Source organism: Geitlerinema sp. PCC 9228 (assembly GCF_001870905.1).
Taxonomy (GTDB): domain Bacteria; phylum Cyanobacteriota; class Cyanobacteriia; order Cyanobacteriales; family PCC-9228; genus PCC-9228.
On record NZ_LNDC01000140.1, the window covers coordinates 55,664 to 68,770 of the forward strand.

General features: G+C 48.4%; 10 protein-coding genes. 7 read left to right on the forward strand and 3 right to left on the reverse strand.

Going from position 1 to position 13,107, the window contains the following annotated elements:
* Positions 1-131: 131 nt before the first annotated feature.
* From AS151_RS16000 to AS151_RS16010, 3 genes are all read right to left on the reverse strand, one after another.
* Positions 132-1,037, reverse strand: coding sequence for an SPFH domain-containing protein (locus AS151_RS16000; RefSeq protein WP_071518064.1), 906 nt, complete (start codon positions 1,035-1,037; stop codon positions 132-134).
* A 114-nt stretch (positions 1,038-1,151) separates the two neighbouring features.
* Positions 1,152-2,354, reverse strand: coding sequence for a phosphoglycerate kinase (locus tag AS151_RS16005; protein ID WP_071518065.1), 1,203 nt, complete (start codon positions 2,352-2,354; stop codon positions 1,152-1,154).
* Between the two features lie 122 nt (positions 2,355-2,476).
* A complete protein-coding gene (locus tag AS151_RS16010; protein WP_071518066.1) occupies positions 2,477-4,369 on the reverse strand; it encodes an ABC transporter ATP-binding protein in 1,893 nt (630 codons plus the stop codon).
* A gap of 377 nt (positions 4,370-4,746) precedes the next feature.
* On the opposite strand from AS151_RS16010, the gene AS151_RS16015 reads away from it, so the two are divergent.
* From AS151_RS16015 to AS151_RS16045, 7 genes are all read left to right on the forward strand, one after another.
* Positions 4,747-6,075 carry a TldD/PmbA family protein gene (locus AS151_RS16015; protein ID WP_071518067.1) on the forward strand — a complete coding sequence of 443 codons (1,329 nt, stop codon included), beginning with the start codon at positions 4,747-4,749 and terminating at the stop codon, positions 6,073-6,075.
* A 195-nt stretch (positions 6,076-6,270) separates the two neighbouring features.
* Positions 6,271-7,188 (forward strand): DUF3153 domain-containing protein, encoded by a 918-nt coding sequence (locus AS151_RS16020; RefSeq protein WP_084639635.1) that lies wholly within the window; start codon positions 6,271-6,273, stop codon positions 7,186-7,188.
* A 99-nt stretch (positions 7,189-7,287) separates the two neighbouring features.
* On the forward strand, positions 7,288-8,568 hold the full coding sequence (locus AS151_RS16025) for a pitrilysin family protein (RefSeq protein WP_211517624.1): 1,281 nt from the start codon (positions 7,288-7,290) through the stop codon (positions 8,566-8,568).
* A 53-nt stretch (positions 8,569-8,621) separates the two neighbouring features.
* On the forward strand, positions 8,622-9,920 hold the full coding sequence (locus tag AS151_RS16030) for a pitrilysin family protein (protein WP_071518069.1): 1,299 nt from the start codon (positions 8,622-8,624) through the stop codon (positions 9,918-9,920).
* A 9-nt stretch (positions 9,921-9,929) separates the two neighbouring features.
* Complete coding sequence (locus tag AS151_RS16035; RefSeq protein ID WP_071518070.1) at positions 9,930-10,292, forward strand: Dethiobiotin synthetase; 363 nt, start codon at positions 9,930-9,932, stop codon at positions 10,290-10,292.
* Between the two features lies 1 nt (position 10,293).
* A complete protein-coding gene (locus tag AS151_RS16040; protein WP_211517622.1) occupies positions 10,294-12,081 on the forward strand; it encodes an ABC transporter ATP-binding protein in 1,788 nt (595 codons plus the stop codon).
* A 143-nt stretch (positions 12,082-12,224) separates the two neighbouring features.
* Positions 12,225-12,830 (forward strand): type IV pilin-like G/H family protein, encoded by a 606-nt coding sequence (locus AS151_RS16045; protein WP_084639636.1) that lies wholly within the window; start codon positions 12,225-12,227, stop codon positions 12,828-12,830.
* The last annotated feature ends 277 nt before the right edge of the window (positions 12,831-13,107 follow it).

Sequence of the window (13,107 nt, forward strand, 5' to 3'; positions counted from 1 at the left end):
ATATTTTTTGGGGGACGGAAATTTTTTGCCCTATCCCCATGGACATTTATTTTTGTAAAGGCAAGGGGACCCATCTTGACAAAAAATTCGTTTCGTGGTATGCAAAGCTCCCTCTTTCCCATTTCCACCACCTATTCCTCTGAGGTAGACGGCGATGGCGTGACATTCCCTGAAGATTCGCCGGTTGATTGCTGCTGGGTTTGGGTTTGTAAATTTTGGGAGGGTTCCGTTGTACCCAAGGTAGAAATTTCACTACTTTCTAACATTTCTTCCAAACTCTGTGTTAAAGCTTTTGGGTCCATAAAAATAATTTTGGAATTTTGACTTTGGCTAACTTGGGAAGCTGCTTCTACGTATTGCCTGGCAACCAAAAACTTCAAAATTTCTCGACCGCTGGGAAGTTCGGAAAAATGCGTTCCCAATACTTTCAAAATTTCTTCAATGGAGGCGGCGGTGGCTTGGGCTTTGGAAAGGGTTGCCCGTTTGTCAATTTCCGCGGCTTGCTGGGCTGCCATAGAGGCACGTACATCATCGGGTAATTCCAAGCGTTCCACCTGTACCCGGGTTACTTTGACGCCCCAATTGGCAGTCACATCATCTACCTGTTTTAATAAAATTTGATTGATATCTTTGGTGGAAGATACGGTGGCTTCTAAGTTTTTGCGACCAATTTCTGCTCTGAGGGTGGTGTTAATTAAACTTTCTAAAGCGGCTTCTAATTTATCGATATTGTAATAGGCTTTTTCTAAATCTACCACTTGCCAGTACACCACGGCATCGATGGTAATATAAACGTTGTCTTTGGTGATGGCTTCCTGGGAGGGAACGTTTAAGACTTGTTCGGCGCGGCTGTAGCGACAAACAATTTTTTCTAGGAGGGGAACGACGAAGTTAATGCCGGGGTCTAGCTGGCGGTTGTATTTGCCCAAACGTTCCACCAGTGCCATATCGTTGCTGTGAATCATGCGCACGGAAAAACGGAGGTATAAAAGCGCGATCGCTAGCAGAGAAACAATGGCAGCAATTAGGGAACTCATGGCTACCTCGCTAATAAGAAAGGGGGAAGCAGGAATTCTCCCTTTCTTCCCCTATTATCGTAGATGGTTTGCTTTTGGTTCGCGCGTCAAACCGGGTGGTTTGGAAATGATTTTTTAAGCATCGTTGAGGGCAGCAATACCTGGTAGTTCTTTGCCTTCTAGTAGTTCCAAGCTGGCACCGCCGCCGGTAGAAATATGGCTCATTTTATCGGCTAGCCCCACTTTTTCCACAGCCGCTACGGAGTCTCCCCCACCTATAATTGTACTAGCACCATTATCGGTGAGTTCTGCCATGGTCCGCGCGATCGCTTTGGTACCTTCAGCGAAACGCTCAAATTCAAACACGCCCATGGGTCCGTTCCAAATCACGGTTTTGCAATCTTGCAGGGCTTGTTGAAACGCATTGACCGTATCGGCACCGATATCCAAGCCCATCCAACCATCGGGGATGTTTTCTACTTTCACTGTTTGGGCGTTGGCATCGGCAGCGAATCGATCGGCAATTACCACATCGGTGGGTAGCATCAATTCTACGCCATTTTCTTTGGCTTTGGCTTCCAGCGATCGCGCCAATTCCAGTTTGTCTTCTTCCACCAGGGAACCGCCAACACTGTAGCCGCGGGCTTTTAAGAAGGTGAAAATCATACCGCCGCCCAGCAGTAGCTTGTTGACTTTTTCTAGCAACGTTTCGATGACACCAATTTTGCTGGAAACCTTGGAACCGCCGATAATTGCAGCCAGAGGACGTTGGGGATTTTCAATAGCACCGCGCAAATATTGCAATTCTTTATCAATAAGGAAGCCGCCGACGCAAGGTTTTAAATGGTGGGTAACCCCTTCGGTGGAAGCATGGGCGCGGTGGGCTGTGCCAAAAGCATCGTTGACATACATATCGGCTACGGAAGCCAGTTGTTTGGCGAATTCGGGGTCGTTTTCTTCCTCTTCCGCGTAGAAGCGCACGTTTTCCAACAGGACCACATCGCCGTTGTGCATGTCGTTGACGGTGGCAGCCACGGTTTCGCCGATGCAATTGTCGCAAGTAAGGACTTTTTTGCCCAACAGTTCCGCCAAACGGACGCCCACCGGTTTGAGGCTTAATTTTTCGTCAGGGCCTTTTGGACGCCCTAGGTGGCTGGTGAGAATGACTTTGGCACCGTTGTTAGTCAGGTGTTGGATGGTAGGTAGGGCAGCGCGAATGCGGGTATCGTCGGTAATCGAACCGCTATCGTTGAGGGGCACGTTAAAATCTGCCCGCACCAACACGCGCTTGCCATTGAGTTCTTCAACGGGTAGGTTTGCCAACGTTTTCTTGGCCACGAATACACCTCCAAGTTGTATTGTCCAAGTTCAGTATCCCATATCACCGAACCGCCGCTATGGTGCGTTGGATTTTCTTGCCTGCCAGCTGGTTACCATATCTTGGTAATTTTGTCAAGGTTTTATCCAGCCAGACGCTTTTGAATGCTTGCCAAATCTCCCGTGGGGATAGCATCGATCAAAGTGCGGGTGTAGTCTGTCTGCGGTTGCCGGTAAATTTGTTCTGCGGGACCAATTTCCTCAATTTTGCCGCGATTCATCACCATCATGCGATCGCTCATAAACTTCACCACCCCCAAATCATGGGAAATAAAAATATAAGTTAGGTCAAACTCCTGCTGCAACTCCTTCAGCAAATTCAAAACCTGCGCCTGCACCGAAACATCCAACGCCGAAACCGACTCATCGCAAACAATAAACTTAGGATAGTTCGCCAACGCCCGGGCAATACAAACCCGCTGCCTTTGACCGCCAGAAAACTCGTGGGGATAGCGTTTCATGTAATTGGCATCCAAACCCACTCGCTCCAACAAATAAGCAACCCGTTCCCGTTTCTGTTTGTTCGTTCCCCCTTCCTGATGGATATTCAGCGGTTCCATCACAATACTGCCAATGGTCATCCGGGGATTGAGCGAGCTAAACGGGTCTTGAAAAATAATTTGCATCTGGCGGCGCAGCCTTCGCAGCTGGCGATAGGTGAGATTGGTAACGTTTTCACCATCAAACCAAATCGTACCGCTCATGGGTTCCACCAGACGCAACAAAGCGCGGGCTAACGTGGTTTTGCCGCAACCCGACTCGCCCACCAACCCCAACGTTTCCCCAGCAAAAAGGTCAAAAGAAACCCCATTCACCGCCATGGCATAGCGTTTGGTATTGCCAAAAACCCCACGAATGGGAAATCCAACCTGTAAATTTTGCACCGAGAGCAGGGATTCTCGTGTTTGTAGGGAACTCAGGCGGTCTTCAACTTCTTCAGAACTGACTTGGTCGCCCATTTCCGAAAAATCTTGACCGTTGCTGTCAGCGCGGTCTTTCACTTGCATAAAGTCAGCAATCGTGGGCAGATAGCGCAATCGTTTTTCCGGTTGCGGGCGACAAGCCAGCAAACCTTGGGTATAGGGATGTTGGGGATTGGAGAAAATTTCCCAAACCGAACCGGATTCCACAATTTGCCCCTGATACATCACCGCCACCTTATCCGCAATTTCTGCAATCACGCCCAAATCGTGGGTAATGAACATCAACGACATGTGGCGGTGCGATCGCAATTCCCGCAATAAATTTAAAATCGCCGCCTGTACGGTAACATCGAGGGCAGTGGTGGGTTCGTCAGCAACCAGCAGCCTGGGGTCGCCCGAAATCGCCATGGCAATGGTAACCCGTTGCAGTTGCCCCCCAGACAGTTGGTGGGGATAGCGTTTTAGCATCGCTTGTTTTTGCCGGTTGATGGTTTCGGTAATGGTTCTTTCGTCGGGATTGCCCGGCAGTTGGGCAATAGCAGTTTCTCGTAGTTCCTCGTCGCTGGGGAGAACCTGCACCTCCTGCAACAAAGCAATGGCTTGCCGCCTGGCTTCCGCATCCGAAACTTGACGATGCTGGCGAATGCTTTCCGTTAGTTGAAACCCAATGGTAAACACCGGATTCAACGCACTCATGGGTTCTTGGAAAATCGTAGAAATTTGGCTGCCACGATACAGCCGGCGGCGGGATTCGGGCAGTTGGTTTAAATCCACCAATTCTCCGCTGCCTTTAGACTGGAAATTGCCACGGAACCAAATTTCGCCATGGGTGATTTTGCCAGGCGGGTTGGGCAACAATCCCATCACCGCCAACGCCGTTACGGATTTGCCAGAACCCGACTCTCCCACAACGCCGAGGGTTTCCCCTTGTTCGATTTGAAAAGAAATACCATCTACAGCTTGGATGACTTTCTCGTCTGTATCGAACTGTACCTGTAGATTGCGAACATCTAAAATTGTGTTGGGAGCAATATCTTTAACAGTAGCGACCATAGAACAGTGGAGTTTCCGAAACCAACAACTTGCGGTGAGCGAACTTGTGCTGATGAACCGCCATCCTCATCTTAGTGCCATTGTATGCGATCGCGGGTACTTGGCGAACAATTGCGTGGCAGATAGAGTGTGGTCATTGGGAACTGCATAAAATGGATGGTTGCTAGCTTTGCCTGGGGCAAAGTTTCTGGTTAAGACAGATATCAAAATACTCTATCATCCCCCTTTCTCCCCCTTTCTCCCCCTTTCTCCCACTCCTCCCCCTCCTCCCCCTCATCCCACTCCTCCCACTCCTCCCCTTGGATACAACCGCCAAACGCGCAACAATAGAAAAATAAATTGTCTGTAGAACGCAGTATTTCTAGGAAATAGGCATTGTGAGCGATCCAACCATCGAAAAAATTCTCCAACTTGCCTCCCAAAGGGCAGATTCGGCAGAAGTCTACTATCTCGCTAGCGAAGACACGCCCATTGAATTTGAAAACAACCGATTAAAATCCTTGCAAACCAAAGCCCTGCAAGGGGTTGCCTTGCGGGTGATTAAAAATGGTCGGTTGGGGTTTGCCAGTGCCACCGATTTAACCCGTATCGAAGAATTGGTGGATGCTGCCATCCAAACCTCAGAAATTGGCGATGAGGTGGATTTTGCCTTTGCGGATACCGTTGGCGAAAGCGAAACCAGTTCTGACTATACACCTCCCAGTAGCGACGAACTGGTAGCGTTGGGCAACCAACTAATTGGCGGCGTGCGAGAATATAACCCTGACATTTTGGTGAATGTCGGTTTCCACGTGCGCAACGGTACGGTAAAATTTGCTACTACCAACGATGTTTACGCCCAGCGATCGCGCAAAATCCTCAGTGCCGACATTGAAGGGAATTTGGTCAGGGGCGAAGATTTTCTGCAAATCTACACCTACGAAGTGGCTAGAGACGAACCCCTGGCTTGCATGAAAGCCAACCGTCTCGATGACAATCCCTTGCTGCAGGATTTGCTGCAAAAATATCGTTGGGCAGAAAATACTGCCACTGTCTCTAGCGGTCAGTTGCCGGTTTATTTTCTCCCCAGGGCTTTTGGATTTACCTTAGTTAGCCTGTTCGATACCATTCTTTCCGGGCAAGCCGTGGTGCAAAAAGCATCTCCCCTGGTCGATAAAGTGGGTCAAACCATATTCGATCCGCGTTTTAGCTTGTGGGAAGACCCCAGCATAGGCACCGGTGCTTGTCAGTTTGACGACGAAGGCACCCCCACCAGCTACAAGAAACTTATCGACCAAGGTACCATACAAGGATTTTACTGGGACCGACGCTGGGCAGCCCGTGGTGGCGTTCAACCTACTGGCAACGGCTTTCGCGGCGGTTTGTCTCGCCCCAACCCCGATTTGGTAAACATTTGCGTGGCAGGGGGCAACACGCCAACTAGCGAACTAATTGGCAATATTAAAGAAGGGATTATCGTAGACCAAGTGTTGGGGGCTGGTCAGTCCAACCAACTGGCAGGCGAATTTTCCGTTAATCTAGATTTGGGCTATAAGGTGGAAAACGGGGAAATTGTCGGTCGCGTCAAAAATACCATGGTAGCTGGTAATATTTTTGAAGCCTTTAATAATGTGGTAGATTTCAGCAGCCAGCCAGAGTGGGTAGGTGGCAGTGCCTATTTGCCGGGGATTTTGTTCTCCCAGTTGGGCGTTGCTAGCAAGCAATAGTTGCTTGCCATCGCTGCGGTGTAGGTTGACCGCAGCACTGGTAGGGGTTCCCCGTTCGCCCCTACTCTACCAAATATTCTGTTGGCTGGCATGGCTAGAGCAAAATTTGGGCTGGCTTGGTAGTCTACCAAAGAGCGGTTTTTGAATTTTTGACGATTCAAACGCACGGTTGCGGATCGAAAAGAGACAAGTTTTATGAAATTTTGGGCAAAAATTCGGCAGGTTATTTCACCAATTTCCCCCCGTAGGGGCAACCCCCCGTGGTTGCCCTGGCGCGTTGTTGGTGTTTTGGCGATCGCTACGATATTCCTAACCGGATGTGTAGACTATAAAGTAGGGATTCAATTCGACAACCAAACCCACGGCACCATCGTGCAAAACGTTCGGTTGAGCGATAAATTAATGGCTTTCAATCGCGAGGCGGCATCGGCGTGGTTGGATAGCATTGCCAAACGCACGCGCAATCTCGGTGGCAAAGTGCGTAGCCTTTCCGAACAGGAGATAGAAGCCAAAATGAGCTTTAGCAATGCGGCGGAATTGGAAGAAAAATTAAATACCTTCTTTCATCCTATCCAAGAACAAAACCAAACCGCAGCAGCTTCGGATGGGGGTCCGCATTCTTCCGAATCGCAACCGGAATCCCGCACACCCAAAGAGGCTGCTACCGATACCGAAAATCAGGATGAACTGCCGCAAATTGGGTCTAATTTGAAAATTAACCAAAATAACTTTTTGCTGGTGTTGCGCAATCGTTTTGTGTACGATATCGATCTGCGATCGCTAGCCGTTCTTTCTTCAGAAGGCAATATTTTGGTTAGCCCTGGCAGTCTGGTGGATTTAAAATTAACCTTGCAGGCACCTTGGGGTCTTCGTAGCGTGGAAAAACACGAATATGCGATTTCACCGCAGATGAATCTAGAAGGCAACCAACTCACCTGGAAATTGCAGCCAGGCAAACAAAACCATCTAGAAGCCATTTTCTGGATTCCCAGCCCCATCGGCATCGGGGCAGTTGCGATCGCAATTTTGGTGGGAATTGGCTTTTGGTTAAAATACCAACTACTACCATTTCTCGGATTTGGTAAAAAGAAAGCGAAGCCCCAAACGCAATAACCACCATTCCCATTCGCTACTGGCACCGCAGTTGTTTCCCACAACCATGCTTTCCCGGTATTCGATACGATTTGTCGAGTTAAAAGCGAAAATCAATTGTTGAAAAAACTTTCTACATCGCCCGAATTTCCAGCCAATCTCTTTCAACTAGATAATGGTCTAACGGTTATCCATCAAAACATGCCAGCGACACCGGTAGCCGTGGTAGACGTTTGGGTGAAAGCTGGGGCTGCCAACGAACCCGATGCCTGGTCTGGTATGGCGCATTTTTTGGAACATACAATTTTTCGCGGCACGGAAAAACTTCAACCCGGTGAGTTTGACCAGGTCATCGAAGACCAAGGGGGATTTGCCAACGCTGCCACCAGCCACGATTACGCCCACTTTTTCATTACCTCCGCCGCCGATTTATTGCCCACCATGCTGCCATCGCTGGCAGATTTGTTGCTTCACGCCAGCATTCCCGACGAAGAATTTTACATCGAACGGGATGTGGTCACCGAGGAAATTCGCCAGGCGGATGATGACCCCGACTGGTTGATGTTCCAAACGTTGCTGGAAACCATTTATCCCCACCATCCCTACGGTCGGTCGGTTTTGGGTAAACCGGATTTGCTACAACAGCGATCGCCGGAACAAATGCGCCAGTTTCACCATACATATTACCAGCCCGATAATATGACTGTGGCGATTGTGGGTGGGATTGAAGAAGACAAAGCCCTATCCCTGGTAGAAGAAAATTTCCAAGATTTCCCCACCCCCACCGAATCTCCCCGCAATCCGGCGATGTCGGCGTTGCCGTTGGATCGGATTCGCCGCACGGAATTGCGGATGCCACGGCTGGAACATGCCCGTTTGAGTATGGGATGGCTGGGAACTGGGGTGCGAAACATGCACGATGCCTATGGTTTGGATTTAATTTCCGCTATTTTGTCGGAAGGGCGTTCTTCCCGTTTGGTGCGGCATTTGCGGGAAAGCAAAGGATTGGTGCATGAAATTGGTAGTCAGTTTACCCTGCAAAAGGAATCGAGTTTGCTGACCATTCATGCTTGGCTGGATCCGGAAAATTTAGAAATTGTGGAAAAAGAAATCTGTCGTTGTATCGAACAGATCCAATTTTGGGGGGTAACTCCGATAGAATTGGCAAGGGCAAAACGCCTGTTGTGCAACGATTATGCTTTTTCTACGGAAACCCCCAGCCAACTGGCAGGATTGTATGGATATTACCAAACCATTACCACAGCCGAACAAGCGATCGCATATCCCGAACAAATTCAATCGTTTACCCCGGCAGAGTTACAAAGAATTGCCATTGACTATTTATCCTGTTCTGGCTACGCGGTTGCTGTGCTGAAACCGACTACGGTTTGGGAAGAATAAATTGAGAAGAAGCATTCTACAAAAAACGGTCAACAGCCACTCACGACAATTTTATGAATTCTACCTTACAAAACCGCAACGTTCACCGCACCGTACTCCCCAATGGCATTGTTGTTATTGTTGTTGAAAATCCCGCTGCCGATATTATTTCCGGTCGCTTGTTTTTGCAAGCTGGCGGGCGTTGGGTACCGCGATCGCAAGCTGGATTGCCCCATTTGCTAGCTGCTACCATTACCAAAGGCACCGAAGAACTCTCTTCTTTGGAAATTGCCGAACGGGTGGAATCCATTGGGGCTGGCATTGGGGCGGATGCCGCCAACGATTATTTCCTGACCACCATGAAAACCGTTTCCAGCGATTTTCCGGAAATCCTGGAATTGGTAGCTAGTTTGCTGCGATCGCCCACTTTCCCAGAATCAGAAGTAGAATTAGAGAAGAAACTCGCCCTCTCCGCTATCCGTTCCCAACAAGAACAACCCATGGCGGTGGCTTTTGACAACCTCCGCCAAGCTATGTATCCCGACCATCCTTATGCTTTTTCCAGTTTGGGCTTGGAAGAAACCGTTGCCCATCTCACCCGCGAGGATATCAAAGCTTACCACCAACAATATTTCCGCCCCGATAATTTGGTAATTAGCTTGGCAGGGCGCATTACGCCGGATGATGCTGTGGCACTGGTAGAAAAGTTCTTTGGCGATTGGCAAGCCCCCCAAACCCCATTACCCAAACCAGCTTTTTCCCAACCCATTGCCCAGCCCAGCGTCCAAACTCTGGCTCAAGATACCCAACAAACCATTTTGATGCTGGGATATCTCACCAGTGCTGTCCGCAATTTAGAGGATGGCGATACGCCTTCCCCGGATTATCCGGTTTTGAAACTATTAAATACTTATTTAGGCAACGGTTTATCCAGCCGTTTGTTTGTGGAGTTGCGGGAACGACAGGGGTTGGCTTACGATATTTCTGCTTTTTATCCCACGCGCCTCGATCCTTCCCATTTTGTGGCTTACATGGGTACGGCACCGGAAAATACCGATACCGCCCTGCAGCAAATGCGATCGGAAATCGAACGTTTGGGCGATCGCACGTTGAGCGAGGAAACCCTACAAACCGCCAAAAACAAGCTGTTGGGGCAATACGCCCTGGGCAAGCAAACCAACGGGCAACTGGCGCAAATCTACGGTTGGTACGAAATTTTGGGATTGGGTGTGGATTTCGATGCGTATTTCCCAGAAGCGATCGCAAATGTTACCCCCAAACAAGCCCAAGATGTTGCCCAAAAATACTTGCAACAGCCCTATATTTCTCTAGTCGGACCGCAAAACGCGATCGCCAACCACGCTTGCAGCTAAAAAACTCATATGGACTATCCCACAGCCAGACAATTTCTCATCGACCAAGGAACAGCCTTGCTCAGCCAACGCAACCCCGATGCGTTTCTGATGCTGCTGAAGCGCCAGCAGCAACCGATTCCCGGTCAAATGACTTCTATCTTGCTGGCTTTGAAGGTAGTCTTTGAAGAACTACAAAAACAGGAGTATCCCGACTACATCGACCGACATTTAACTTATGCAATTTATTTACTCGCTATTGAAAGCCAGCAGTTGTTCGCACGCGGTCAGCAAGTAGGGGTTCAATGGCCGCCGCTGCTAAAAGAAGACATCCATCGCATCGATTTAGCCGCCAGAAGTATTTTTGCCGGTATTTGGCAGGAGGAAGCCTAAATTGTCTCGTCGCCAGCAACATCCCCTCAAACGTCTGATTTCCTACGGTCGTTCCTATCGCGGTCAAATTATTCGTGCCAGCGTCTATTCGGTTTTGAACAAACTATTCGACCTAGCACCTCCCGCTTTGATTGGCACGGCTGTGGATGTGGTGGTGAAACGGGAAGAATCGCTGATTGCCGGTTTTGGCATTACCAACATCAACGGGCAATTGGCGGTTTTGGCGATTTTGACGGTGATTGTTTGGGGGTTGGAGTCGGCATTTGAATATGCTTACAATACCAACTGGCGCAATTTAGCGCAAAAAATACAGCACAATTTGCGTTTGGATGCTTACGGTCACTTGCAAGATATGGATATTTCTTATTTAGAGGAGACCAGCAGCGGTCGTTTGATGGCGATTCTCAACGATGATATTAACCAACTAGAGCGATTTTTAGATATTGGTGCCAATGAAATTTTGCAAGTGACCACAACCGCGATCGCGATTGGAGGAGCATTTTTTATTATCACCCCGGATGTGGCTTGGATGGCGGTTTTGCCCATGCCGTTTATTTTCTGGGGTTCGGTGCAGTTTCAACGCTGGCTGGCACCGCGATACGCCCAAGTACGGCAAAAAGTGAGCGACCTCAACAGCCAGTTGGCAAATAATTTATCGGGGATGGTGACGATTAAAAGCTTTACAGCAGAAAGCTACGAACTGCGTCGCATCGAACGGTTGAGTAGCGACTATCAAAAAAGCAATGCCCGCGCGATCGCGTTGAGTTCTGCCTTTGTACCGCTGATTCGGATGCTAATTTTGATTGGGTTTACCTGTATTTTGCTGTACGGCGGTCGCTTGGTTATTGCTGGCAGTTTGGCGGTTGGTGCCTACAGTACCATGATTTTCCTTACCCAACGCTTATTGTGGCCGCTGACGCGCTTGGGGCAGACTTTAGACCAATACCAACGCGCTATGGCATCCACCAATCGGGTGATGGATTTGCTGAATACCCCCATCCACGTTCGCACGGGAGACAAGCCGCTGCCGGTATCCCAAGTAAAGGGAGATGTATTGTTTGACAACGTCACGTTTGCCTACAGCCCCGATTATCCGGTGATTCGGAATCTATCTTTGCAAATTCCTGCCGGTCACACGGTGGGGATTGTCGGTGCCACGGGTTCGGGCAAAAGTACGCTCACGAAATTGCTGCTGCGGCTGTACGAAATTGAGGCGGGCAAGATTGCGCTAGATGGTATCGATATACGCGAAATTCAATTGGAGGATTTGCGCGGGGCAATTGGTTTGGTGAGTCAGGATGTGTTTCTGTTTCACGGTACGGTAGCGGAAAATATTGCTTACGGGAAATTTGACGCAACGCGCGAGGAAATTGCTTCGGCGGCGACGCTAGCAGAGGCACACGAGTTTATTCAGCAGTTGCCCCAAGGCTACGATACGATAGTGGGAGAACGGGGGCAAAAGCTTTCTGGCGGTCAGCGGCAGCGTTTAGCGATCGCGCGGGCTTTGTTGAAAAATCCACCGGTGTTGATTTTGGATGAGGCAACGTCGGCGGTGGATAACGAGACGGAAGCAGCGATTGCCCGGTCGTTGGAACGAATTACCCGCGATCGTACGATTATCGCGATCGCTCACCGGTTGTCTACAATTCGCAATGCCAATACCATTTATGTAATGGATAAGGGTGAAGTTGTGGAACAAGGCACTCACGAGGAGTTGTTACAATTTAATGGGATTTATGCCGGTTTGTGGCAGGTGCAAACGGGTTTGGCAGAAGAGGTGGAAGGATAGGTTTATGGCTATATTGACAGCAAAGCAATTATTCTGATAGTTCCAAGGAAAGTACTTTCATATTGCCCGAAAATTAGACTATTTTCTCTCTGAAAAATCTGAAAAAATTGACAATTATTGTGAAACGCTGTTTGGTACGAATTATGAAATCTATTTTCTCATTTACTTTCTTCATCGTGCTGAATTTAATTCTTCTTGGTTGTTCTCAAGAAAATGACGAACGGGTAAATCAAACGGAGAATGCTGCAAATACAACCAATACCACTCAAACGAGCCAAAATCAATTAGAAAAACGAGTAGCCCAGCTAGAGAAACGAGTGGAACAGTTAGAACAACAAGTGGAACAACAGTCAGAAAGAACTGCATTTCAAAGAGAATTTCAAAGACAACAAACAAGGGCACTAGAAACCGAAGCGAAAAACCAACTTGGTGCCATCAATCGCGCCCAGCAAGCATATCGTTTGGAGAACGTGCAATTTGCATCTAGTTTGGATGATTTATCCATTGGCGTTCCCAACAGTACGGAAAATTACCAATATAAAATTCAAAAAGCCCAAGATTATTTTACCGTTACTACGGCTCTAGCGAAAACTCCTAAGGAAATCAAGAATTTCGCTGGTATTATTTATCTCGATAAAGACACGCAGGCAATATCGATGGAGATTTGTTCGTTGCAAAACAGTTCCAATTTGTCTTCTAAATTAGCCATGGATAATGTTGTCCAAAATGACGAGGTTGTTTGTCCTTAGAAAAAATTTAGCGCTAGTAGGGTGGGCATTGCCCACCCTACAAAATTAGTTAGTTTGGCTTGACTATTGTATTGTTCGTAATTGTACCATGGAGAGAAGCTGCTACGCGCGATCGCTCACCGGTTGTCTACGATTCGCAATGCCAACACCATTTACACGATAGATAAGGGCGAAGCGCTAGTAGGGTGGGCAATGCCCACCCTACAAAATTAGTTAGTTTGGCTTGACTATTGTATTGTTCGTAATTGTACCATGGAGAAGCTGCTACGCGCGATCG

Excerpts from the sequence above, each read along its gene's own strand:
- AS151_RS16000 (WP_071518064.1), bottom strand. The coding sequence starts at position 1,037 with ATGAGTTCCCTAATTGCTGCCATTGTTTCTCTGCTAGCGATCGCGCTT.
- AS151_RS16010 (WP_071518066.1), bottom strand. The coding sequence starts at position 4,369 with ATGGTCGCTACTGTTAAAGATATTGCTCCCAACACAATTTTAGATGTT.
- AS151_RS16020 (WP_084639635.1), top strand. The coding sequence starts at position 6,271 with ATGAAATTTTGGGCAAAAATTCGGCAGGTTATTTCACCAATTTCCCCC.
- AS151_RS16030 (WP_071518069.1), top strand. The coding sequence starts at position 8,622 with ATGAATTCTACCTTACAAAACCGCAACGTTCACCGCACCGTACTCCCC.
- AS151_RS16035 (WP_071518070.1), top strand. The coding sequence starts at position 9,930 with ATGGACTATCCCACAGCCAGACAATTTCTCATCGACCAAGGAACAGCC.
- AS151_RS16045 (WP_084639636.1), top strand. The coding sequence starts at position 12,225 with ATGAAATCTATTTTCTCATTTACTTTCTTCATCGTGCTGAATTTAATT.